The organism is Geodermatophilus saharensis, from assembly GCF_900188205.1.
GTDB lineage: Bacteria > Actinomycetota > Actinomycetes > Mycobacteriales > Geodermatophilaceae > Geodermatophilus > Geodermatophilus saharensis.
In genome coordinates this window covers 45,841-67,561 of record NZ_FZOH01000011.1, presented here as the reverse complement: position 1 = coordinate 67,561, position 21,721 = coordinate 45,841, and the positions used below count along the sequence as shown (strand labels likewise).

The 21,721-nt window shown below is 75.5% G+C and carries 24 protein-coding genes and 1 tRNA gene; 12 read left to right on the top strand and 13 right to left on the bottom strand.

The features are described from left to right. Positions 1-30: 30 nt before the first annotated feature. Both CHC04_RS21570 and CHC04_RS21565 read right to left on the bottom strand, forming a co-directional pair. Positions 31-104 (bottom strand) — tRNA-Pro (locus tag CHC04_RS21570). A gap of 50 nt (positions 105-154) precedes the next feature. Further along, positions 155-1,066, bottom strand: coding sequence for a metallophosphoesterase (locus CHC04_RS21565; protein ID WP_089406012.1), 912 nt, complete (start codon positions 1,064-1,066; stop codon positions 155-157). A 71-nt stretch (positions 1,067-1,137) separates the two neighbouring features. Between CHC04_RS21565 and CHC04_RS21560 the strand changes: the two genes are divergently transcribed. Next, entirely contained in the window at positions 1,138-1,590 is a 453-nt protein-coding gene (locus CHC04_RS21560) for a GatB/YqeY domain-containing protein (protein ID WP_089406011.1), read from the top strand. An 18-nt stretch (positions 1,591-1,608) separates the two neighbouring features. Here CHC04_RS21560 and CHC04_RS21555 read toward each other — a convergent pair whose 3' ends face one another. Genes CHC04_RS21555 through bagA form a run of 3 tightly spaced genes read right to left on the bottom strand, consistent with a single transcriptional unit; the run spans position 1,609 to position 6,024 of the window. After that, the gene (locus CHC04_RS21555) at positions 1,609-3,753 is read right to left on the bottom strand and encodes a transglycosylase domain-containing protein (RefSeq protein WP_089406010.1); all 2,145 of its coding nucleotides are present in this window, start codon (positions 3,751-3,753) and stop codon (positions 1,609-1,611) included. 40 nt (positions 3,754-3,793) lie between these two features. Next, positions 3,794-5,038, bottom strand: coding sequence for an ATPase BagB (gene bagB, locus CHC04_RS21550; protein WP_089406009.1), 1,245 nt, complete (start codon positions 5,036-5,038; stop codon positions 3,794-3,796). Beyond that, complete coding sequence (gene bagA, locus CHC04_RS21545) at positions 5,035-6,024, bottom strand: ATPase BagA (protein WP_217897500.1); 990 nt, start codon at positions 6,022-6,024, stop codon at positions 5,035-5,037. The genes bagB and bagA overlap by 4 nt, the downstream gene beginning before the upstream one ends. 106 nt (positions 6,025-6,130) lie before the next feature. On the opposite strand from bagA, the gene sp36 reads away from it, so the two are divergent. From sp36 to CHC04_RS21530, 3 genes are read left to right on the top strand one after another with little or no spacing between them, the layout of a single operon-like run. Further along, on the top strand, positions 6,131-6,304 hold the full coding sequence (gene sp36, locus CHC04_RS21540) for a Sp36 family protein (protein WP_089406007.1): 174 nt from the start codon (positions 6,131-6,133) through the stop codon (positions 6,302-6,304). Positions 6,305-6,314: 10 nt separating this feature from the next. Beyond that, entirely contained in the window at positions 6,315-6,809 is a 495-nt protein-coding gene (locus tag CHC04_RS21535; RefSeq protein ID WP_089406006.1) for a RidA family protein, read from the top strand. Further along, positions 6,806-7,600 carry an NUDIX hydrolase gene (locus tag CHC04_RS21530; protein WP_089406005.1) on the top strand — a complete coding sequence of 265 codons (795 nt, stop codon included), beginning with the start codon at positions 6,806-6,808 and terminating at the stop codon, positions 7,598-7,600. Before CHC04_RS21535 ends, CHC04_RS21530 begins: the two co-directional genes overlap by 4 nt. A gap of 57 nt (positions 7,601-7,657) precedes the next feature. On the opposite strand, the gene CHC04_RS21525 is transcribed toward CHC04_RS21530, so the two are convergent. Beyond that, the gene (locus CHC04_RS21525; protein ID WP_089406073.1) at positions 7,658-8,332 is read right to left on the bottom strand and encodes a Crp/Fnr family transcriptional regulator; all 675 of its coding nucleotides are present in this window, start codon (positions 8,330-8,332) and stop codon (positions 7,658-7,660) included. A gap of 197 nt (positions 8,333-8,529) precedes the next feature. Beyond that, a complete protein-coding gene (locus CHC04_RS21520; RefSeq protein ID WP_089406004.1) occupies positions 8,530-8,769 on the bottom strand; it encodes a hypothetical protein in 240 nt (79 codons plus the stop codon). A gap of 94 nt (positions 8,770-8,863) precedes the next feature. On the opposite strand from CHC04_RS21520, the gene nth reads away from it, so the two are divergent. The 5 genes from nth (at position 8,864) to CHC04_RS21495 (ending at position 12,688) form a co-directional block, all read left to right on the top strand. Further along, the gene (gene nth / locus CHC04_RS21515; protein WP_245817618.1) at positions 8,864-9,640 is read left to right on the top strand and encodes an endonuclease III; all 777 of its coding nucleotides are present in this window, start codon (positions 8,864-8,866) and stop codon (positions 9,638-9,640) included. Then, positions 9,637-10,242, top strand: coding sequence for a TlpA family protein disulfide reductase (locus tag CHC04_RS21510; RefSeq protein WP_245817616.1), 606 nt, complete (start codon positions 9,637-9,639; stop codon positions 10,240-10,242). Before nth ends, CHC04_RS21510 begins: the two co-directional genes overlap by 4 nt. Beyond that, positions 10,239-11,024 carry an NUDIX hydrolase gene (locus CHC04_RS21505; RefSeq protein ID WP_245817615.1) on the top strand — a complete coding sequence of 262 codons (786 nt, stop codon included), beginning with the start codon at positions 10,239-10,241 and terminating at the stop codon, positions 11,022-11,024. The genes CHC04_RS21510 and CHC04_RS21505 overlap by 4 nt, the downstream gene beginning before the upstream one ends. 68 nt (positions 11,025-11,092) lie before the next feature. Next, a complete protein-coding gene (locus CHC04_RS21500) occupies positions 11,093-11,503 on the top strand; it encodes a plastocyanin/azurin family copper-binding protein (RefSeq protein WP_245817613.1) in 411 nt (136 codons plus the stop codon). Between the two features lie 3 nt (positions 11,504-11,506). Then, positions 11,507-12,688, top strand: a complete 1,182-nt coding sequence (locus tag CHC04_RS21495) for a MarP family serine protease (protein WP_089406002.1) — start codon at positions 11,507-11,509, stop codon at positions 12,686-12,688. A gap of 88 nt (positions 12,689-12,776) precedes the next feature. Here CHC04_RS21495 and CHC04_RS21490 read toward each other — a convergent pair whose 3' ends face one another. The 3 genes from CHC04_RS21490 to acs form a co-directional block, all read right to left on the bottom strand. Then, positions 12,777-13,574 (bottom strand): alpha/beta fold hydrolase, encoded by a 798-nt coding sequence (locus CHC04_RS21490; RefSeq protein ID WP_281252268.1) that lies wholly within the window; start codon positions 13,572-13,574, stop codon positions 12,777-12,779. Positions 13,575-13,726: 152 nt separating this feature from the next. Further along, entirely contained in the window at positions 13,727-14,230 is a 504-nt protein-coding gene (locus CHC04_RS21485) for a phage holin family protein (protein WP_089406001.1), read from the bottom strand. Positions 14,231-14,423: 193 nt separating this feature from the next. Then, positions 14,424-16,376 carry an acetate--CoA ligase gene (gene acs, locus CHC04_RS21480; protein ID WP_089406000.1) on the bottom strand — a complete coding sequence of 651 codons (1,953 nt, stop codon included), beginning with the start codon at positions 16,374-16,376 and terminating at the stop codon, positions 14,424-14,426. A 120-nt stretch (positions 16,377-16,496) separates the two neighbouring features. Between acs and CHC04_RS21475 the strand changes: the two genes are divergently transcribed. Then, positions 16,497-17,201 (top strand): (2Fe-2S)-binding protein, encoded by a 705-nt coding sequence (locus CHC04_RS21475; protein WP_245817611.1) that lies wholly within the window; start codon positions 16,497-16,499, stop codon positions 17,199-17,201. Between the two features lie 7 nt (positions 17,202-17,208). Here the strand turns inward: CHC04_RS21475 and hflX are convergent, their stop codons facing one another. The 3 genes from hflX to CHC04_RS21460 all read right to left on the bottom strand — a co-directional run bounded on the left by hflX (position 17,209) and on the right by CHC04_RS21460 (position 20,192). After that, positions 17,209-18,384 (bottom strand): GTPase HflX, encoded by a 1,176-nt coding sequence (gene hflX / locus CHC04_RS21470; protein ID WP_089405998.1) that lies wholly within the window; start codon positions 18,382-18,384, stop codon positions 17,209-17,211. A 63-nt stretch (positions 18,385-18,447) separates the two neighbouring features. Continuing rightward, positions 18,448-19,500: an S-adenosylmethionine:tRNA ribosyltransferase-isomerase gene (locus CHC04_RS21465; protein ID WP_089405997.1), complete on the bottom strand. Its 1,053-nt coding sequence runs from the start codon at positions 19,498-19,500 to the stop codon at positions 18,448-18,450. Continuing rightward, a complete protein-coding gene (locus CHC04_RS21460) occupies positions 19,497-20,192 on the bottom strand; it encodes an SDR family NAD(P)-dependent oxidoreductase (protein ID WP_089405996.1) in 696 nt (231 codons plus the stop codon). Before CHC04_RS21460 ends, CHC04_RS21465 begins: the two co-directional genes overlap by 4 nt. A gap of 47 nt (positions 20,193-20,239) precedes the next feature. Here CHC04_RS21460 and soxR point away from each other — a divergent pair, with 47 nt between their 5' ends. Both soxR and ygiD read left to right on the top strand, forming a co-directional pair. Continuing rightward, positions 20,240-20,746: a redox-sensitive transcriptional activator SoxR gene (gene soxR, locus CHC04_RS21455; protein WP_089405995.1), complete on the top strand. Its 507-nt coding sequence runs from the start codon at positions 20,240-20,242 to the stop codon at positions 20,744-20,746. A gap of 35 nt (positions 20,747-20,781) precedes the next feature. Continuing rightward, positions 20,782-21,633: a 4,5-DOPA-extradiol-dioxygenase gene (ygiD, locus tag CHC04_RS21450; RefSeq protein ID WP_217897499.1), complete on the top strand. Its 852-nt coding sequence runs from the start codon at positions 20,782-20,784 to the stop codon at positions 21,631-21,633. The last annotated feature ends 88 nt before the right edge of the window (positions 21,634-21,721 follow it).

Below are 21,721 nucleotides of genomic sequence, written 5' to 3'. Positions count from 1 at the left end.
GCCGCCTTCCGGCGGCCCCTGAGCGGTGGGTCGGGGTGACAGGATTTGAACCTGCGGCCTCGTCGTCCCGAACGACGCGCGCTACCAAGCTGCGCCACACCCCGGGCGTGCCTCGACCACTGTAGCCGAGCCGCGCAGCGGACCCGGCGCCGGGTCACGGGGTGCGCGCGGTCAGCGTGAGCAGCGTCGCCTCCGGCGGGCAGGCGAACCGGGCCGGGGCGAAGGGACTGGTGCCCAGGCCCGCGGACACGTGCAGCCAGGTGCCGGCCGGCCGCTCGGGTGAGGGCCCGGCCCACCGGTGCAGCCAGCGGGCGTGGGCGCGGTCGATGCCGCAGTTGGTGACCAGGGCGCCGTATAAGGGCACCCGCAGCTGGCCGCCGTGGGTGTGGCCGCACAGCAGCAGGTCGTAGCCGTCGGCGACGAACCGGTCCAGCACCCGGGGCTCGGGGGAGTGGACGACGCCCACGCGCAGGTCCGCGGTGGGGTCGACGGGCCCGGCGACGTCGTCGTAGCGGTCCCGCCGCAGGTGCGGGTCGTCGAGGCCGGCGAAGGAGATCCGCCTCCCCGCCACGGTGAGCTCGCCCCGGGCGTTGGTGAGGTCCAGCCAGCCGCGGGCGGTGAACCCGTCGCGCATGTCCCGCCACGGCAGCTCCTCGCCGTGCACCCGCTTCTGGCTGCGGGTGAGGTAGCCGACCGGGTTCTTCGGGCGCGGGGCGTAGTAGTCGTTGGACGAGGTCACGAACACACCCGGGCGGTCGAGCAGCGGGTCCAGCGAGCCCAGCACCGCCGGGACGGCGTCGGTCCCGGCGAGGTTGTCCCCGGTGTCGACGACCAGGTCGGGCTCCAGGCCGTCGAGCGCGGCCACCCACTCCTGCTTGGAGCGCTGCCCGGCGGTCATGTGCAGGTCCGACAGGTGCAGCACGGTCAGCGGCGCGGAGCCCGGGGCCAGCACGGGCACCTCGAAGCGGCGCAGCGTCCAGCGGGTGCGCTCGTACAGCGAGGCGTAGGCCACGGTGGCGGTGCCGGTGGCGACGGCGGCCGTGGGCAGGGCGGTGTACCAGCGCACGGTGCCCGAGCCTACGGGCCGCCCGCGCCACCGGCGTGGGCGTGCCGGTGACGTCGTGCCAGGCTGGGGGCGTGTCCGACCTCAAGGGCCGGCTGCGCGCCGACCTCACCAGTGCCATGAAGTCCCGTGACGAGCTGCGCACCGCCACGCTGCGGATGGTGCTCGCGGCGGTGAGCGCCGAGGAGGTCGCCGGCAAGGAGGCCCGCGAGCTGTCCGACGACGAGGTGACGGGGGTGCTGCGGCGCGAGGCCAAGCGGCGCCGGGAGGCGGCGGAGGCCTTCGACGCGGCCGGCCGCGCCGAGCAGGCCGGCCGCGAGCGCGCCGAGGGCGAGGTCGTGGCCGGCTACCTGCCCGCGCAGCTCGACGACGCCGACCTCGCGGCGCTGGTCGCCGACGTCGTCACCCGCATCGGCGCGACCGGGATGAAGGACATGGGCCGGGTGATGGGTGCGGCCACCGCGGCCGTCGCCGGCCGCGCCGAGGGCGGCCGGGTCGCCGCGGAGGTCCGCCGCCAGCTGGGGTGAGCCGCGGCGCGTGACCGGCTATCCGCCGTTCCACCATCCGGTGCCGCCGTTCCCGCCGTTGCGGCCTCCGTTGCCACCGTTGCCGCGGTTGCCGCCGGGCGCGGCGGGAGCCGGGCCGCCGCCCATGAGGGCCGGGTCGACCGGCGGGAAGAACGAGGTGGGCTTGTCGGCCAGGTAGGGCTCGAACGCGTCCCGCCAGATCGCGGCCGGCATGTTGCCGCCGTAGCCGCCGACGTCCTGCTTCTCCTTGGGGTTGAACACCATGACGCTGCCTGCGTACTCGGGCAGGACCCCGACGAAGGCCACCGAGTCGCGGCCCTGGGCGGTGCCGGTCTTGCCGGCGACCCCGCGCCCGGGGATCCCGGCCCGCTGGCCGGTGCCCACCGGGCTGGAGGTGTCGCCGATGAGGATGGTGGCCAGCGTGTTGGCGATGTTCGGCGGGATGGACTCCGGCGTGCAGTTGTCGTCCTTGACCAGCGGCTGGCCGTCCTCGCCGGTGAGGGGCTGGCCGTTGCGGTCGAGGACCTGCAGCACCGGGGTCGGGGTGCACCGGGTCCCCTGGGCGGCCAGCGTGGCGTAGGCGTTGGCCAGGTCCATCGGGCTGGTGGCCTCGGCGCCGAGGGTGAAGGAGCCGAAGTTCCCGTCGATGATCTCGTCGGCGGAGTTCTGGGTGGGCTGGTCGAAGGTCATGCCCATCCGCTCGGCCATCCGCACCGGGCCCTCGACGCTGCCGAGGCGGTCCTCCAGCGCCAGGAAGTAGGTGTTCGAGGAGCGGACCAGCGCGTCGACCATGTCGAGGGTGTCGGGGTAGTCGCCGACGTTCTGGACGCAGTACATCCCGTTGGACTGCTCCCGGTCACCGCCGCAGGAGGGGCCGCGGAACACGCGGGAGGTGTACTGGTCACCCGGCGTCGTGATCACGGTGCCGGCGCCGATGCCGGCCTCGAGCGCCGCCGCGGCGGTGAAGGTCTTGTACGTGGAGCCGGCGCCCTTGCTGGCCGCGGTGTGCAGGACGACGGACTCGCAGTCGGGGTCGTCGCAGCCGTAGCGGCGGTTGACGGCCATCGCCATCACGTCGCCGGAGCCCGGCTTGAGGGCCGTGAACACCGCCGCCAGCGGGTCGCCCATCGGCAGGGTGTTGAGCACCGACTGGTCGGCGAGGGTCTGCAGCTGCGTGTCCAGCGTCGTCTGGATGGTCAGCCCGCCGTTGTCGAGCTGCTCCTGGGTCAGCCCCAGGACTCCGGTGAGGTAGCCCTGCGTGTAGGCGCAGAAGAAGCCGCCGATGACGGCGTCGATGCAGCCGTTGGCCGGGCTGAGGCCCTCGGCCACCTGCACCGGCTGGGCGGAGATCTCGGTCAGCTCGGCCTCGGAGATGTAGCCGAGGTCGAACATCCGCTGCAGCACCTGGTTGCGCCGCGTCTGGCCGTTCTCCGGGTTGGCGATCGGGTCGTCGTTGGACGGGCTCTGCACCAGCCCGGCCAGCATGGCGGCCTGGGGCAGGGTCAGGTCGATGGCGTTGACGCTGAAGTAGCGCTGGGCGGCGGCCTGGATGCCGTAGGCGCCGCGGCCGAAGTACACGATGTTGAGGTAGCGGGTGAGGATCTCGTCCTTGGAGTAGGTGTCCTCCAGGGCGAGGGCCAGCCGGGCCTCGCGCAGCTTGCGGGACAGGCCCTCGACACCGTCCTGCTCGGTGGCCGCCGTCCGCTCCTCGGGGGTGTCGGCGGTCTCCAGCAGGGTCTGCTTGACCAGCTGCTGGGTGATCGTCGAGCCGCCCTCCTGCACCGACCCGGCCGTCAGGTTGGTCACCGCCGCGCGCAGCGTGCCCTGCACGTCCAGGCCGTTGTGCTCGTAGAAGCGGGAGTCCTCGATCGCGACCAGCGCCTGCTTCATGACCTCGGCGATCTGGTCGGCGGTCACGACCGTGCGGTTGTTGGTGTAGAAGTTCGTGATCAGCGACCCGTCGGCCGCCAGCACCCGGGAGTTGCCCGCCGGGGTGGCGTCGGTCAGCTCCACCGGGAGTGCGTCGAGCAGGGACGCGGAGTTGCGCGCCACCACGCCCGAGCCGCCGACGACGGGCAGCAGCATGCCGGCGACGAGTGCGCCGGCGACGACGATCAGCGCGACGAGCTTGGCCAGGGCCCTGGCGCGGGAGGCAGCAGACATCGCCGCCAATGTACGGCGTGACCGGGCCCGCAGCCCGGTCTCAGCCGCGGCGCGCGGGCAGCACGCGGGTGCGCGGCACGCCGGTCGGCGTGTCGTCGTCGGGGCCGGTCAGCGCCTCGGCCATCACCCGCAGACCCTCGAGGTCGTGGACGTCGCCGGCCGCGGCCGGGACCGCCCGGATGCCCACCTCGGGGTGGGCGCTGGTGAACCGGTCGGCCAGCCGCTGCTCGCGCATCGCCAGCGTCATCCGCTCGGCGTGCACCCGCAGCGCCCCGGCGACCAGGGCGGCGGGGGCGCCGTCGCCGTCGTCGACGGACTCGGCGGCGACCTCGGCGCGGGTGGCCGACAGCCGGGTGCTGGCCGGCGGGTGGGTCCGGTTGAGCACCAGCCCGGCCAGCGGCATGCCCTCGGCGGAGAGCCGGTCGACGAAGTAGGAGGCCTCGCGCAGGGCGTCGGGCTCGGGCGTGGCGACGACGACGAACCACGTCCCGGGCCGGCGCAGCAGCTCGTAGGTGGCGGTGGCCCGCTCGCGGAACCCGCCGAACATCGTGTCGAGGGCCGAGACGAACGCGGAGATGTCGCGCAGCAGCTGGCCGCCGAGGACCTTGCTGATGATCCGGCTGAAGAACAGCAGCCCGGCGCTGGCGAACTTGAACCCGGCCCGGCCACCGGCCCGCGCGGGCGCGGTGAGCAGCCGGATCATCGTGCCGTCGAGGAAGCGGCTCATCCGGTTGGGCGCGTCGAGGAAGTCCAGCGCCGACCGGGACGGGGGCGTGTCGACGACGATGAGGTCCCACGTGTCGGCCGCGCGCAGCTGCCCCAGCTTCTCCATCGCCATGTACTCCTGCGTCCCGGCGAAGGACGACGACAGCGTCTGGTAGAAGGGGTTGGCCAGGATCACCTCGGCACGTTCGGGCGTCGAGTGCGCCACGACGATGTCGTCGAACGTGCGCTTCATGTCCAGCATCATCGCGTGCAGCTCGCCGTCGACCCCCGGGACGTCGACCCGCCGCGGCTCGTTGTCGAGCTCTCCCAGGCCCAGCGACTGCGCCAGCCGGCGCGCGGGGTCGATGGTGAGGACGACGACCCGGCGGCCGGCCTCCGCGGCGGCCAGCGCCAGCGCCGCCGACGTCGTCGTCTTGCCCACCCCGCCGGAGCCGCAGCAGACGACGATGCGGGTGTCGGGGTCGGCGATCAGCTCGGCGAGGTCGACCGGCGGCGCGTAGCGCGGCGTGCCGGCCGCGCGGGCCGGGCGGTGCGCGTCCCCGGAGGCGGCCGCGGTCACGCCGCCACCTCCGCGCCGAGGTGCTCCTCGAGCCGGCCGGCCAGCTCGAACAGGCAGCCGAGGTCCATCGGCCCGGGCAGCAGCGGCAGCTCCACCGTCGGTCGGCCGAGGGACTCCACGCGGGCGCGCAGCGCGTCCTGGGCGGCCCACCGCTGGGCGTGCTCGACGACCTCGGCGGCCAGCGCCTCGGCCAGGTCGGTGTCCTCGGGCAGGCCGGCCGCGGTCAGGCCGGGCGCGAGGTCGGCGCCGGTGAGCCGGCCCGCGGCGGCGCGGACGAGGTCCTCGGCCGGCAGGGCCGGCTCGGTGGCCATGTTGACGATCACCGACCCGACCGGCAGGCCGGCCTCGGTCAGCTCGGCGATCGCGTCGGCGGTCTCCTGCACCGGCATGTCCTCCAGCAGGGTGACCAGGTGCACCGCCGTCTGCGGGGAGCGCAGCACGGCCATGACGCCGTCGCTCTGGGTCTTGATCGGGCCGGAGCGGGCGAGGCCGGCCATCTCGCTGGTGACGTTGAGGAAGCGGGTGATGCGGCCGGTGGGCGGGGCGTCGACGACGACGGCGTCGTACACGCGGCGCCCGTCCTCGCGGCGGGTGACCGCCTCCTTGATCTTCCCGGTGATCAGCACGTCGCGCAGGCCCGGCGCGATGGTGGTGGCGAAGTCGACGGCGCCCATCTTGCGCAGCGCCCGGCCGGCACGGCGGAGGTTGTAGAACATCTCGAGGTACTCGAGCAGGGCCTCCTCGACGTCGATCGCGAGGGCCCGCACCTCCCCACCGCCCCGGGTGACGGCCACCCGTCGCTCCTCGTAGGGCAGCGGCGGGGTGTCGAACAGCTGGGCGATGCCCTGGCGGCCCTCGCACTCGACGAGCAGCACGGTGTGCCCGCCGGCCGCCAGGGCCAGGGCCAGGGCGGCGGCCACGGTGGTCTTCCCGGTGCCGCCCTTCCCGGTCACGACGTGGCAGCGGACGGGGAAGTCGGGGCTCACCCGGTCAAGCCTAGGAGGCCGCCGCCACGCCCACCCGTCGCAGCCCGGGGCGGCCCGGGGACGGGGCCGGGGACGGGGCCGGGGTCCTGCGCTAGCGTCGGTGCCCATGAGCGAACCGGCCCGCCGCAGGTGGGAGTACGCCACCATCCCGCTGCTGATTCACAACACCAAGGCGATCCTCGACTCGTGGGGCACCGACGGGTGGGAGCTCGTGACGGTGCTCCCCGGCCCGGCGGGGTCCGAGCAGCCGGTCGCCTACCTCAAGCGCCCGATCGGCTGAGGCGGCCACGATGACCTCCGGCACCTCCGGCGAGGGCACCCAGGCCCCGAGCTGGCACGCCCGGCTCGCCCAGCTCGGCATCCGGCTGCCCCCCGTGGCCGCCCCGGTCGCCTCCTACGTGCCGGCCGTGCGCTCCGGCAACCTGGTGTTCACCAGCGGCCAGCTGCCGTTCGTCGACGGCGGGCTGCGACGCACCGGGAAGGTCGGCGGGTCGGTCGACCCCGAGGACGCCGCCGCCGACGCCAAGATGTGCGCACTCAACGCCCTGGCCGCCGTCGACGACCTCGTGGGCCTCGACCAGGTCGCCCGCGTGGTGCGCGTGGTCGGCTACGTGGCCAGCGCCGAGGGCTTCAGCGGCCAGCCGCGCGTGGTCAACGGCGCGAGCGAGCTGCTCGGCAAGGTCTTCGGCGACGCTGGCCACCACGCGCGCAGCGCGGTCGGCGTCGCGGAGCTGCCCCTCGGCGCCCCGGTCGAGGTCGAGCTCACGGTCGAGCTGAGGGGATGACGGCGGCCGTCCGCCCGGCCGCCACGGTCCTGCTGCTGCGCGACGGCGGGGCGGGACTGGAGGTCCACCTGCTGCGGCGCACGCGGGGGATGCCCTTCGCCGGGGGGATGACCGCCTACCCCGGCGGCGGGGTCGACCCGCGCGACGGCGACACCGACGTCGCCTGGGCCGGGCCGCCACCGGCGCAGTGGGCGGCGGCGCTGGGCTGCGACGAGCGGCTCGCCCGCGAGCTGGTGTGTGCCGCGGTCCGGGAGACCTTCGAGGAGGCCGGCGTCCTGCTGGCCGGCTCGCCGGAGGGCGCCGACGTCGTCCCGGACGTCTCCGGTGAGGACTGGGAGGCCCAGCGGCAGGCGCTGCTGACCCGGGAGCTGTCGCTGGCCGGGCTGCTCGCCGAGCGCGGACTGGCGTTGCGGGCGGACCTGCTGCGGCCCTTCGCGCACTGGATCACCCCGCCGCAGGAGAGCCGGCGCTACGACACCCGGTTCTTCGCCGCGGCGCTGCCGGCCGGGCAGGAGGCGCGCGACGTCTCCGGCGAGGCCGACGAGGCCAGCTGGCTCACGCCGCAGGCGGCGTTGGCGGAGCTGCGCGCCGGCACCCGGCCGATGCTGCCACCGACCATCCACACCCTCGGCCAGCTCGCGGCCTTCCCGGACGTCGCCGCGGCGCTGGCCGGCAGCCCACCGGAGCCGCTGGTCCCGATCATGCCGGAGCTGCGGACGACCCCCGAGGGCCGCTACGCCGAGCTCCCCGACGGCACCCGCATCGGCCTGGTCGTCCCGCTCCCGAGCTGACGTCGAACGGGAGAGGCCCAGGACCCGACGGGTCCTGGGCCTCTCCCGTCGAGTCGATCAGCGCGCGCGGCGGCGAAGTCGGTCCTCGTCGAGGACGACGACCGACTTGCCCTGCAGCTGGATCCAACCGCGGTGCACGAAGTCGGCCAGCGCCTTGTTCACCGTCTCCCGGGAGGCCCCGACGAGCTGGGCGAGCTCCTCCTGGGTGAGGTCGTGCTTGACGCGCAGCCCGTCGGCCTCGCGGCTGCCGAAGCGGTCGGCCATCTGCAGCAGCGCCTTGGCCACCCGGCCGGGCACGTCGGTGAAGATCAGGTCGGCCACGGAGTCGTTCGTGCGGCGCAGCCGGCGGGCCAGCACGTGCAGCAGCCGCTCGCCCACCTCCGGGTGCGCCTCGATCCACGGGCGCAGCACCGACTGCGGCATCTTCGCCAGCTTCACGTCGGTGACCGCGGTCGCCGTCGCGGTGCGCGGGCCGGGGTCGAACACCGACAGCTCGCCGAACTGGTCGGAGGGGCCCATGACGGCGAGCACGTTCTCGCGGCCGTCGGGGGAGCGGCGGGACAACTTGATCTTGCCGGTCAGCACGATGTACAGGCTGTCGCCGGGCTCACCCTCGTTGAACACCACCCGGCCCCGCGGGAGGGTGATCGTCTCCAGACGGCTGGCGACCGGGTCGACGGCCTCCTCCGAGAGCCCCTGGAAGAGCCCCGACTGAGCCAGCACCTCGTCCACCACGTGTCTCTCCACCCCATCGTCAACGTCCACCTGCGGACGTGGCCGCCCGCATCCGTGAGGAGTCTAGGCGGCTGTGCCCGTCGTCACCCGATCGGTGCAGGGAGGGCACCCCCGGACTGGTGAGGGACTGGAACGGCCGCCCTCCAGGGCCCCGCGCCGAGCGTGCGAGGCGTGGGGGGAAGGGTGGTCCTTCGTCAGACCAGCGGTTCGGCGCTGCGCTGCACGCGCGAGCGGCGCCGGCGGCGCCACCGCGCCATGGCCCGGCGGATCCCGGAGGCGGCCAGCGTGTCGACCTCGCCCGGGGTGGCCGACGAGAGGAACTCGGCCACCTCGCGCGGCGACGTCGGCCGGCGGAGCGGTTCCTCGACGCGCTCCATGACGAGCAGGAACGCGATGACCATCGGCGGGAAGAGGATGACGATGAGCGCGACCACGCCACCTCCCGGGTCCGGTCGCTGCTGAGCGGGCCTGCACCGCCATGGTGGCACGGCCCCGGCGGTGTCGCCGGTGACGCCTACCCTCGACCGCGTGTCCACGCCGGCCTACGCACGTCCCACACGGCGCCGCCCGCCCGCCCACCCGGCCTCGCCGCTCGACCCGGACGAGACGCCGCGGGCCCGCACCCGCCGGGCCCGCCGCATGGCCCGTGAGCTGGCCGTCCTCCACCCCGACGCGCACTGCGAGCTCGACTTCACCAACGCCTTCGAGCTGCTGGTGGCCACCGTGCTCTCGGCCCAGACCACCGACAAGACGGTGAACAAGGTCACCCCGGCGCTCTTCGCGAAGTACCCCGACCCGGTGGCCCTCGCCGGCGCCGACCGGGCCGACCTGGAGGAGATCCTCAAGCCCACCGGCTTCTTCCGCGCCAAGGCCAACTCCGTGCTCGGGCTGGCCCAGGCGCTGGTCGAGCGCTTCGACGGCGAGGTCCCCGGCCGGATGGCCGACCTCGTCACGCTGCCCGGTGTCGGCCGCAAGACGGCCAACGTCGTCCTCGGCAACGCCTTCGGTGTCCCCGGGCTGACCGTCGACACGCACTTCGGCCGGCTGGTCCGCCGCTTCGGCTGGACCGCCGACGAGGACCCGGTCAAGGTCGAGGCCCAGGTCGCCGAGCTGGTCCCCAAGCGTGACTGGACCATGTTCAGCCACCGGGTGATCTTCCACGGCCGCCGCGTCTGCCACGCCAAGAAGGCCGCCTGCGGCGCGTGCGGGCTGGCCCGCTGGTGCCCGTCCTACGGCATCGGCCCCACCGACCCCGAGGCGGCGCTGAAGCTGGTCAGGACGCCGGCGGCGTCGGACACCGAGTGAGCACCGGGATCCGGGGGAGCGGCGGACGGCGGGTCGCCGCCACGCTGCTCGGGCTGGCCGCACTCCTGTCGGCCTGCACGGCGTCACGGGACGCCGACGCGGAGGAGCCCCCGCCCGCCCCGGCCACCTGGAGCGCGCCGCTGCAGGCCTGTCGGGAGCAGCCCGACACGCCGGCGCGCGGCGCCGAGACCCTGCCGGCGGTGTCCCTGCCCTGCCCCGGGGGCGGCACGCTCGACCTGGGCCGCGCCCCTGGCGTGCCCACCGTCGTCAACCTGTGGGCGAGCTGGTGCGCCCCGTGCCGGGAGGAGCTCCCGCTGGTCCAGGAGCTCGCCGACCTCGCCGGCGGCCGGGTGTCGGTCGTCGGCGTCGTCAGCAAGGACGGCGTCCCGCAGGCCGACGCCTTCGCCACCGACTCCGGGGTCACCTTCCCCAGCGCCTACGACCGCGACGGCGCCCTGATGGACGGGCTGGGCGTCAACGTCCTTCCCTTCACCTACCTCCTCGACGCCGACGGCGCGCTCGTGCACACGAAGGTCGGCCCGGTGGCCTCGCTCGACGAGCTGCGCGCGCTGGTCGCCGAGCACCTCGGGGTGCAGCTGTGACCGGCGGGACCGACCCGGGCGCGCTGCCCGGCGTCGACACCTCCGACCTGCCCGGCTGGCTGCGGCGGCTGCTCGCCACGGCGACCGACCTGCCACTGCGCCACCGCCTGGGCGCCCCCAGCGACACCGCGCGCCGCTCGGCGGTGCTGGTGCTCTTCGGGGAGGGGCCGCAGGGCGCCGACGTCCTGCTCATCGAGAAGTCCGCCCGGCTGCGTACCCACGCCGGCCAGCCCGCCTTCCCCGGCGGTGGCGCCGACCCCGGCGAGGACTACCCGGTCGGCACGGCGCTGCGGGAGGCGCACGAGGAGGCCGGCGTCGACCCCGACGGCGTGCGCGTGCTGGCCACGCTGCCCGAGCTGTTCCTCGGTCCCTCGGACAACCTCGTCGTCCCGGTGGTGGGCTGGTGGGACGACCCGGCCGACGTCGCCGTCGGCGACCCGACGGAGGTGGCGCGGGTCGCCCGGGTGCCGCTGGCCGACCTGACCGACCCGGCCAACCGGTTCCGCGTGCGCCACCCCTCGGGCTACGTCGGCCCGGCGTTCGGGGTCGCCGGCATGGTCGTCTGGGGCTTCACCGCGGGGCTGCTCGACGCGCTGCTGGAGTCCGCGGGCCTGGGCCGGCCGTGGAACGCGCGTGACGTGCGCCCGCTGGCCTCCGCCGGGGTGCGGCCGGCCGCCGTCCCCGGCGCGCTGGGCGAGGGCGGCGCCGAGGACGCCGCCGCGCCGACGGTCGCCGACGACGCACCCGGCGCCCCCGCGGCGCGTACGGTTCCGCGGCGATGAGCGGTAGAAGGACCTCCTCGCCCCCCACCACTCGCAGGCTCGCGGCGGGCCCCTGCGAGAGGGCCGTCGTGGTCGCTGCCGCGGTGGTCCTGCTCGCCGGCTGCGGCTCCGGGAACGGCGGGGCCCCCGCGGCGACGTCGTCGGCCGACCCGTCGCTGGGCACGGTCACCCTCGCCGAGGACGGCGTCCAGGAGGTCACCATCGAGACCCCCGACGACTACGTGTTCGTCCCCGACGCCTTCGCCGTCGACCCCGGCCGGGTGCGGCTGACCGTGACCAGCACCGCCGAGCAGATGACGCACAACCTGCGGTTCCGCCCCGACGCCGGCCCGGAGGAGATCACCGAGGAGATCCCGCTGCTCGCGCCCGGCGAGAGCCGGACCATCGAGTTCGAGGTCACCGCGCCCGGCGAGCACCCCTTCGACTGCACCTTCCACGTCCAGCTCGGCCAGTCCGGCGTCATGACGGTGCGCGGCTGAGCCATGTCGCTGGTCGACGTCGTCCTCATCGGGCTCGCGGTGGTCTTCGCCTTCTCCGGCTTCCGCCAGGGCCTGCTGGTGTCGGCGACGTCCTTCCTCGGCTTCCTCGGCGGCGCGGTGCTCGGCGCCCAGCTGTCCGGCCCCGTCGCCGACCGGCTCGACAGCACGCCGGTCACCCGGGTGTTCGCCGCCCTCGTCGTCGTCCTGGCCGGTGCGCTGCTCGGACAGCTCGTCGCGGGGGCGGTCGGGCGGGCGGTGCGCCGCCGGGTCACCTGGGAGCCGGCCGAGGTGCTCGACTCCGTCGCCGGGGCGATCGTGTCCGCGGTCGCCGTCCTGCTCGTCGCCTGGATGGTCGCCACGCCGCTGGCCCTCGCGCCCTTCCCGCAGGTGGCCGGGCAGGTGCGCAAGTCCGCGCTCGTGCAGGCGGTGGACGAGGTGGTGCCCGGCGGCGTGCGCGCGGTCTACGACTCGCTGCGGGAGGCGATCGACCGGCGCGGGCTGCCCGACGTCCTCGACCCGCTGACCCCCACCCGGGCCCGGGAGGTCGACACGCCGGACCAGGCCCTGGCCGGCAGCCCCGTCGTCGGCCAGGTGAGCGGTTCGGTGGTGAAGATCAGCGGCATCGCGTCGTCGTGCTCGCGGCAGATCGACGGATCCGGTTTCGTCTACGCGCCCGGCCGCGTGATGACCAACGCCCACGTCCTGGCCGGTGTGACCGACCCGGTGGTCGTGGCCGAGGGCGAGGAGTACGGGGCGACGCCGGTGTACGTCGACCAGGAGGTCGACGTCGCGGTGCTCGCCGTGCCGGACCTGCCGCAGGTGCCCCTCGCCTTCGCCGGGCAGGTGTCCGACACCGGCGACGACGCGATCATCATGGGCTACCCCGGCGGCGGGCCGCTGTTCGTCGGCCCCGCCCGCATCCGTGACCAGGGCCCGATCAGCGGCCCGGACTTCCGCAACACGCAGACCGTGCAGCGCGACGTGTACGCCCTGCGCGGCGACGTGCGGGCCGGCAACTCCGGCGGGCCGCTGTTCGACCCCACCGGTCAGGTGCTCGGCGTCGTGTTCGCCTCGGCGATCGACGACCCGACCACCGGGTACGCGCTGACCGCCCAGCAGGTGGACCCGGCCGCACGGGCGGGCGCGGCCGCCACCGCGCCGGTCGACACCGGCCCGTGCGAATAGAAGGACCCCGCTGCCCCCGGCCTTCGCACGCTCAGGCCGGGATCCTGCAGCGGGGCCGTGCCAGCACGTCACCCGTTCCGGCAGCTCGCTATCCGGCGGCCCATCCGGTGATGGCGGTGGCGACGTCGGCGGCGGCCTCCTCCTGCGGGAAGTGGCCGATGCCGGGCAGCTCCCGCCACTCGTAGGCACCGGCCACGTACCGGCCCGACCCGCGCGCGGTCCGCGGCAGCACCAGCGGGTCCCGCGTGCCGTGCAGCTGCAGGGTGGGCGCGGTGACCGGGGCGGCCATGCGGCGGGCGTAGCGCAGCCCGTCGGGCCGCACCTGGGAGCGGCCGGCCCAGCGGAAGTACTCCATCGACCCGTAGGCCGCCTGCGGGATCCGCGCCGCGGACCGGTAGCGCTCGACGGCCTCGGCGAAGTCGGCGGTGTGCGTCCAGTCCGGACCGGCCCAGCGGCGCAGGAAGTCCGCGACCGGGTCGTCGTCGGTGCGGGTCAGCCGCCGCTCGGGCAGCCGGGGCAGCTGGAAGCGCAGGACGTGGCGCAGCGCCCGCCGCTGGGCGGGGTCGCGCAGCCCGGCCCGCAGCAGCCGCGGGTGGGCCATCGAGACGACGACGAGCCGGCGGACGCTGCGCGGGTGCAGCGCGGCCATGGTCCAGGCGACCAGCCCACCCCAGTCGTGGCCGACGACGACGGCGTCCTTCTCGCCGAGCGCGCGCACCAGCGCCGCGACGTCGCTGGCCGCCGTCGGCAGGTCGTAGCCGCGCGGCGGCTTGTCGCTGGCGCCGTAGCCGCGCAGGTCGGGGGCGACGGCGCGGAAGCCCGCGGCGGCGAGGACCGGCAGCTGCGCCCGCCACGTCCACCAGTACTGCGGGAACCCGTGCAGCAGCAGGACCAGCGGCCCCTCGCCGGCCTCGGCCAGGTGCAGCCGGACGCCGTTGGCCGAGGCGTCCCGGTGCAGCCAGGGACCGGGCAGCAGGACGCTGGTCGCGTCGGGCCGCTCGTCGGCGGGGACGCCGCCGGGCCGCCCGCTCGCGCCGCTCAGACCAGGTAGGAGTCGGGGGAGCGCCGCTCGACGCGCCCGTTGCTGACCGTCGGCAGCGCGCGGCGCCGGGTGCCGGGGGTCTCGCGGCGCATGACCTCGGGCAGCTCGCGCAGCGACTCCATGGTCCGCTCGGGCTTGTCGATCTTCTTGAGCATCCGCAGCCCGATCAGCCCGGCCACGGCGGCGACCGCCAGCAGGGCGACCGTGACGATCAGGTAGGACACCCAGCGGGGCAGGCCCAGCCAGGTGAACAGCTCGGCGAGCATGACGAACAGGAAGAAGCCGGCGAAGGCGAGCAGCGCGCCCGCGGCGCCGAACAGCCCGGCGCTGACGCCGGCCTTCTTCGCCGAGCGGGTGACCTCGGTCTTGGCCAGCTCGATCTCGCCGCGGATCAGCGTGGAGACGTCGGCCATGGCGCTCTGCACCAGCGACCCCACCGAGGGCTCGTCGCTGACGGCATGCCGCCCGGCGGACTGGGTGGACGACGCGCTGTGGGCCACGGGGGCTCCTCCCTGGTCGGGCTGGTCGGGCCGGCCGCCGGAGGCGGCCTGACGGAGATCGTCCCCCATGATCGCCGCGCCCGCGCCCCGGCGTCCCCCGCAGGTGCACCCGCAGGCAGCTGCCGGGCACAGGAAGCTCCCCCCACGTCCTGGCGCCCAGGACGTGGGGAGAGCTTCCTGTGCCCGGTTCGGTTCAGCCCTCGGACGACGAGGACGCGGGCAGCTTCTCCTTGATCAGGTTCATCACCGAGTCGTCGGTCAGCGTGGTGACGTCGCCGAGCTCGCGGTTCTCCGCGACGTCGCGCAGCAGCCGCCGCATGATCTTGCCCGAGCGGGTCTTGGGCAGCTCCTGCACGACCATGATCTGGCGCGGCTTGGCGATCGGGCCGATGTCCTTGGACACGTGCGTGCGCAGCTGCTGGACGAGGTCCTCGCCGGAGTCCTGCGCGCTGCCGCGGAGGATGACGAACGCGACGATGCCCTGCCCGGTGGTCGGGTCCGACGCGCCGACGACCGCGGCCTCGGCCACCGCCGGGTGCGCCACCAGCGAGGACTCGACCTCGGTGGTGGAGATGCGGTGCCCCGAGACGTTCATGACGTCGTCGACGCGGCCGAGCAGCCAGACGTCGCCGTCGGCGTCCTTCTTGGCCCCGTCGCCGGCGAAGTAGACCTCCTTGCCGAAGCGCGACCAGTAGGTGTCGACGTAGCGGTCGTCGTCGCCCCAGATGGTGCGCAGCATCGACGGCCACGGCGCGGTGAGCACGAGCAGCCCGGTGGAGTCGTCGCCGAGCTCGTTGCCCTCGTCGTCGACGACCTTGGCCGAGATGCCGGGGAACGGGGTCTGCGCCGAGCCCGGCTTGAGGTCGGTCACGCCCGGCAGCGGGGTGATCATGTGCGCGCCGGTCTCGGTCTGCCACCAGGTGTCGACCACCGGGCAGCGGCCGCCCCCGATGTTCTGGTGGTACCAGAGCCACGCCTCGGGGTTGATCGGCTCGCCGACCGAGCCCAGCACGCGCAGCGAGGTGAGGTCGAAGCCGGCCGGGATGTCCTCGCCCCACTTCATGAACGTCCGGATCACCGTGGGCGCGGTGTAGAGGATCGAGACGCGGTACTTCTCGATCAGCTCGAACCAGCGGCCGCGGTGCGGCGTCTCCGGCGTTCCCTCGTACACCACCGACGTCGCCCGGTTGGCCAGCGGGCCGTAGACGATGTAGCTGTGGCCGGTGACCCAGCCGACGTCGGCCGCGGTCCAGTAGACGTCGCTGTCGGGCTTGAGGTCGAAGGTCGCCCAGTGCGTGTAGGCGACCTGCGTCAGGTAGCCGCCCGAGGTGTGCAGGATGCCCTTCGGCTTCGCCGTCGTCCCCGACGTGTACATGATGTAGAGCGGGTGCTCGGCGTCGAAGGACTCGGCCGTGTGCTGCGGCGACTGCCGGTCGACGACGTCGTGCCACCACAGGTCGCGGCCCTCGGTCCACTCGACGTCCTGCTCGGTCCGCTTGACCACCAGCACGTTGCGCACGCCCTCGGTGCGGGTCAGCGCGTCGTCGACGGCGGGCTTGAGGGCGCTGGGTGCGCCGCGGCGGTAGCCGCCGTCGGCGGTGACGACCACCACGGCGCCGGCGTCGGTGATCCGGCTGGCCAGCGCGTCGGCGGAGAAGCCACCGAACACGACCATGTGGACGGCGCCGATGCGGGCGCAGGCCAGCATCGCCACGATCGTCTCGGGGATCATCGGCATGTAGATGGCGACCCGGTCGCCGGCCTGCACGCCGAGCTCGATCAGCGCGTTGGCCGCCTTGCAGACCTCCTCGGTGAGCTGGGCGTAGGTGAGGGTCCGGGTGTCGCCGGGCTCGCCCTCCCAGTGGTAGGCGACCTGGTCGCCGTGGCCGGCCTCGACGTGCCGGTCGAGGCAGTTGTAGGCGACGTTGAGCTTGCCGCCCACGAACCACTTCGCGAACGGCGGGTTGCTCCAGTCGAGGACCTGGTCCCAGTCCTGCGTCCAGGTGAGCCGGCGGGCGGCCTCCTCCCAGAACGCCAGGCGGTCGGCCTCGGCGCGCTCGTAGACGTCCGGGCCCACGTTCGCCGACGCGGCCAGCTCCTGCGGGGCCGGGAAGCGGCGACCCTCCGACCCGTTCGACTCGCTCACGTGTGCTCCTCCCGTGTCGTGGCCGGCGCACCGCCGGCGGGCGGCGTGTCCTGGCACACACCGTAGGGCCCGGACGACGTCGGGGTCAGGCCGTGGGACGGGCTGCACCAGACTGGCCCGGTGGACGGCGGACCGCAGGCGGCCGTGGCGGCCCGGGTGCCCGGTGCCGCCGGTCTGGGCCTGCTCGCGCCGCCCTCGTCCCGCCCGCTGCCGGCGGAGCTCCTGGCCGACCCCGGCTGGACGGCCGACCGGGTCGCCGCGCTGGGCCACCGGTACCGCAGCGGCGACCGCCGGGCCCTCGCCACGGTCTGGTGGTACTCGGCGTCGGCGGTGCTGCTGACCCCGGTGGCCGCGGGGCTGGCGACCGGGCGCCCGCTGTCGGCGCGGCTGGCCGACACCACGGTGTACGAGGTCGGAGGCACCCTGCTGGCCGGGGTCTCGGCGGCGCCGTCGGGACCCGACCCGGCGGGGGACCTGCGCGACGCGCTCGCCGCCGTGGTCGCCGCCGTCGCCGCGGCCGGTGGGGTGCGCGAGCGGCCGCTGTGGGCGGTGGCCGCCGACTCGCTGGCCGGCAGGCTGCTGGCCCTCGGCCGGGCGCTGGGCGACGTCGCGTCGGTGACCGCACTGGCCGCGCCGGTGGCCGCCGCGGTCGGGGCGCCGATGCCGGCGCCGCGCTACACCGACGTCGGCGGCACCCGCTTCGTCCGCCGGGTCTCCTGCTGCCTGCTGCTGCGGCTGCCCGGGCAGCCGACGTGCACCGCCTGCCCGGCCCGCCCGCCGGAGCAGCGCCGGGTGCTCCTGGAGGACGCCGCCGGCCCGTTGTGAGGCGGGCTCAGCGAGCCAGCGCGCGGGCGATCGCGGCCCGCAGGTCCTCGATCCCCTCGCCCGTCGCCGCCGAGACCGGCACCGCGTCGGGGTAGGCGGTGCGCAGCCCGGCGAGCCACCCGGCCGGTGCGACGTCGACCTTGTTGAGCGCCAGCAGCTCCGGGTGCTCTCGCGCGCCGATCTCGTAGAGCACGCCGCGCACCGCCGTCACCTGGGCCATGGCGTCGGGAGCGGAGGCGTCGACGACGTGCAGGACGAGGTCGGCCTCGACCACCTCCTCCAGCGTGGCCCCGAAGGCGTCGACCAGCTGGTGGGGCAGGTGGCGGACGAAGCCGACCGTGTCGGTGAGCGTGTAGGGCCGGCCCTCGGGGGTGCGGGCCTGGCGGACCGTGGGGTCCAGGGTGGCGAACAGCGCGTCCTGCACCAGGACGTCGGCGCCGGTCAGCCGGTTGAGCAGCGCCGACTTCCCCGCGTTGGTGTAGCCGGTGAGCGCCACCGACGGGACCCGGTTGACCCGGCGGCGGCTGCGGGTGCGCTGCCGCCGGGCGGCGGTCTGCTGCACCTGGCGCCGCAACAGGGTGATGCGGCGGCGCAGGTGGCGGCGCTCGCTCTCCAGGCGCTGCTCGCCCGGCCCGCGCACGCCCGTCCCGGCGCCGCCGGCGGTGCGGCCGCCGCCGATCCGGGACAGCTCCGTCCCCTGTCCGCGCAACCGCGGCAGCTGGTAGGCCAGCTGGGCGAGCTCCACCTGTGCGCGACCCTCGCTGCTGCGGGCGTGCTGGGCGAAGACGTCGAGGATCAGCGCGGTCCGGTCGACCACCCGGGCGCCCACCCGGTCCTCGAGGTTGCGCACCTGTCCCGGCGAGAGGTCGCCGTCGGCGATGACCAGCCCGGCGTCCTTCTCCGCCACCAGCCCGGCCAGCTCGGTGACCTTGCCGGAGCCGAGGTAGGTGGCCGGGTCGGGCCGCTCCCGGGCCTGCACCATCCGTCCCACCACGGCCACGCCGTCGGTGTCGGCCAGCCGCTCGAGCTCGTCGAGCGGGTCCGCCGGGTCCCCGTCGCCGCCGTCCTGCGCTCGCAGGCCCAGCAGCACCGCCCGCGGCGGCTCCCCGTCGGGAGCCCTCCCGTCGCCGCCCCCGCTCCCCGTGCCCTTCCGTGCCGTTCCGAGCAGCCACGCGCCTGGCATCCCGGCCTCCCGGCCGTCGTCGCCGGGGAGGAGGGCCGTCCTGGCCCGGTCGTCCCGGCCCCGTCAGCCTCGCCGGTCGGTTGCCGGACCGCCACCGGGCAGGAACAGCATCGAGTCGCCGAACTCGTGCCACAGGTAGCCGCCGTCGACCGCGGCCCGGTAGCCGCGGGCGACGAGCTCGGGTCCGGCGACCGCCTCGAGCAGCAGCACGTGGCTGGCCTCGGGCTCGTGCAGGCCGGTGAGCAGGCCGCTCACCGCCCGGGCCGGGCGGTCGGGGCCGAGGACGAGGTCGGTCCAGCCCTCGCCGGGCCGGGTGACGCCGTCGTCGCCGGTCACCGTCTCCAGCGCCCGGGTGACGGTGGTGCCGACGGCGACCACCCGCCGCCCGGCCGCCCGGGTCGCGGTGACCAGCCGGGCGGTGACCTCGGGGACCCGGTAGCGCTCCGGCGCCGGCGGCTCGTGCAGCTCGGGGCTGGAGACCCCGGCGTGCAGGACGAGCGGCACGACCGGGACGCCGCGGGCCACGAGCCGCACGAGCAGCCGGTCGGTGAACGGCCGCCCGGCGCTGGCGTTCTCCGCGCTGCCCGGCTCGGTGGCGTAGACGTTGCGCACGTCGGCCAGGGACACCGGCGCGGTGAGGTGGGCGTAGTGCACCGGCCGGCCGTACCGGGCCAGGTAGGCGGGCACCCCGACCGCCGGGGTGGCGTGTGCCCGCCACAGCCGCCGGGGCGCCGCCGGGTCCGGGAACCCGTCGCGCAGCACCAGGCGCACGCCGCCGGGCAGGTCGAGTGCGGCGCCGGGCTCGAGCCCGGTCTCGGGGCCGTCGTCGGTCCGGCGGCGCACCTCCACCACCCAGGAGCCGTCGTCGAGGGTGGTCGAGACGTGCAGCGGGGTGGTGGCGCCGTCGGCCCGCCGGGCGGTCAGCCGGGCGGGGAGCGTCGCGGAGGTGTTGACCACCAGCAGGTCGCCGGGGTCGAGCAGGTCGGGCAGGTCGGAGAAGTGCGCCGACGTGGTGCGGCCGGGCGCGACCGCCAGCAGCCGGACGCCGTCGCGGGCCAGCCCGCGGCGCTCCGGCGGGACGGTGGCCGGCGTCCCCATGGGCAGGAGCGCGGTCATGCCCGCACCGCCGCGGCGACCTCGGCGACGCGGACGCGGGGGCCGGTGACGTCGCCGTCGAGCACCCGCAGCAGCGCCGGGGCGACGTCCTCCGGCGCGGCGAGGTCCGCCGGGTCGGCACCGGGGTCGGCGGCCGCGTGCATGTCGGTGGCCATGTCGCCGGGGTCGACGGCGAGCACGCGCAGCCGCGGGTGCTCGACGGCGAGGACGGCGGTGAGCAGGTCCAGCGCCGCCTTGCTCGCGCCGTAGCCGCCCCAGCCCTCGTAGGCCTCGACGGCGGCGTCGCTGGTGACCGTGACGACGGTGCCGCCCGCCCGCTCCAGCGCCGGCAGCACCGCCTGGACCAGCGCGAGCGGGGCGACGGTGTTGACCCGCAGCAGGTCCTCCAGCGCCGCCGGGTCGAGGTCGGCCAGCCGGGGCAGCGGCGTCGGCCCGAGCGCGGAGGCGTTGGCCACGAGGAGGTCGAGGGAGTCGCCGGTGGCGGTGGCCAGCGCGGTGCGGTGGGCGGGGTCGGCGACGTCGCCGGGGACGGCGGTGACCAGGTCGGGGCGGGGGAGGGCCGCGACGGCGGCGGCGAGCCGGGCGGCGTCGCGGGCGTCGACGACGAGCCGCCAGCCGCGGTGGGACAGCTCGGTGGCGAGGGCGAGACCGAGGCCACGGGAGGCGCCGGTCACCAGGGCGGTGGGTGTCATGGCGCTACGCTGCGATGTGAAGTCGACTTGAGGTCAAGGGGGCGGGCGTGGAGCTGCTGACGATCGGGGAGGTGGCCGCGCGCTCGGGCCTGGCGCCGTCGGCGCTGCGCTACTACGAGGCCGAGGGGCTGGTGACGGCCGAGCGCACCGCCGGCGGCGCGCGGCGCTACCCGCGCTCGGTCCTGCGGCGGCTGGCCTTCGTCCGCGCCGCGCAGAACGTCGGCCTGTCGCTGCCGGAGATCCGCGAGGCGCTGGCCTCCCTCCCGGAGGGCCGCACGCCGTCGGCCCGCGACTGGGAACGGCTGTCCCGCGGCTGGCGGGACCGGCTCGACGAGCAGATCGCCGCCCTGGTGCAGCTGCGCGACGGGCTGTCGTCCTGCATCGGCTGCGGCTGCCTGTCGCTGACCTCGTGCGGGCTGTCCAACCCCGGTGACGCCGCCGCCGCGGAGGGCCCCGGTGCCCGCCGGCTGTCCCCCGTGCTGCGCCGGCTGCCCCCGGCCGGCCGTGCCGGGTCACCCGCCGCGCCTCGCGGACCCGCGCCCGGGAGGCGATGATCGCGAGGGGACCGCACCGGAGGAGGGAGAGCCGGATGACCCTGATGCCTGCCGCCTTCATCGGCCACGGCAACCCGATGAACGCGCTCGAGCGCAACCGCTACACCGAGGCCTGGCGGGCGCTCGGCCGCGCGGTGCCCCGCCCACGGGCCGTCCTCGTCGTCTCGGCGCACTGGTACGTGCACGCCACCGCGGTCACCGCGATGCCCCGGCCGCGCACCATCCACGACTTCTTCGGCTTCCCGCCGGAGCTGTTCGACGTGGAGTACGCCGCCCCCGGCCTGCCGGAGCTGGCCGAGCAGGTGGCCGACGTGGTCTCCCCGACCTGGGTCGGCGCCGACCTCGACAGCTGGGGCCTCGACCACGGCGCCTGGTCGGTCCTCGCGCACGCCTTCCCCGACGCCGACGTACCGGTGGCGCAGCTGTCGATCAACGCGCTCAAGGGCCCCGACTACCACCTGCAGATGGGTGCGGCGCTGGCCCCGCTGCGGGAGGACGGCGTCCTCGTGGTCGGCAGCGGCAACGTGGTGCACAACCTCGGCGGGGTCAGCCGGGCGATGCCCGACGCCGGCTTCGACTGGGCGCGGCGCTTCGACGAGGCCGCCCGGGAGCTGATGCTCGACGACCCCGCCGCGATCGCCCGCCTCGACGGACACCGCGACTTCGACCTCGCCGTCCCCACGCCCGACCACTTCCTGCCGCTGCTGTACGTGGCCGGCATGGCCGGCGCGACGGGGACGACGGCGGAGGTGCTGGTGGACGGCTACGCCTACGGGTCGCTGTCGATGACCTCCTACACCGTGGGCATGCCGGCGCCCGCGACCGACGGCAACGGCTTCGCCGCGCCGCTGCCCGACGGTCCGCCGCCGGACGGCGCGAACATCTAGAAGGACTCCCTTCCTGCCCACCCTCCGCAGGCTCAGGGCGGGTCCCTGGAAGGGGGCCGTTCCGCACGTCACCGGGCTCGCGGCGGGA

What these genes read in the sequence shown, in the direction of transcription:
- CHC04_RS21555 (WP_089406010.1), bottom strand. Translation starts at nt 3,753, where the DNA reads ATGTCTGCTGCCTCCCGCGCCAGGGCCCTGGCCAAGCTCGTCGCGCTG.
- sp36 (WP_089406007.1), top strand. Translation starts at nt 6,131, where the DNA reads ATGAGCGAACCGGCCCGCCGCAGGTGGGAGTACGCCACCATCCCGCTG.
- CHC04_RS21535 (WP_089406006.1), top strand. Translation starts at nt 6,315, where the DNA reads ATGACCTCCGGCACCTCCGGCGAGGGCACCCAGGCCCCGAGCTGGCAC.
- CHC04_RS21530 (WP_089406005.1), top strand. Translation starts at nt 6,806, where the DNA reads ATGACGGCGGCCGTCCGCCCGGCCGCCACGGTCCTGCTGCTGCGCGAC.
- CHC04_RS21495 (WP_089406002.1), top strand. Translation starts at nt 11,507, where the DNA reads ATGTCGCTGGTCGACGTCGTCCTCATCGGGCTCGCGGTGGTCTTCGCC.
- hflX (WP_089405998.1), bottom strand. Translation starts at nt 18,384, where the DNA reads ATGCCAGGCGCGTGGCTGCTCGGAACGGCACGGAAGGGCACGGGGAGC.
- CHC04_RS21465 (WP_089405997.1), bottom strand. Translation starts at nt 19,500, where the DNA reads ATGACCGCGCTCCTGCCCATGGGGACGCCGGCCACCGTCCCGCCGGAG.
- CHC04_RS21460 (WP_089405996.1), bottom strand. Translation starts at nt 20,192, where the DNA reads ATGACACCCACCGCCCTGGTGACCGGCGCCTCCCGTGGCCTCGGTCTC.
- ygiD (WP_217897499.1), top strand. Translation starts at nt 20,782, where the DNA reads ATGACCCTGATGCCTGCCGCCTTCATCGGCCACGGCAACCCGATGAAC.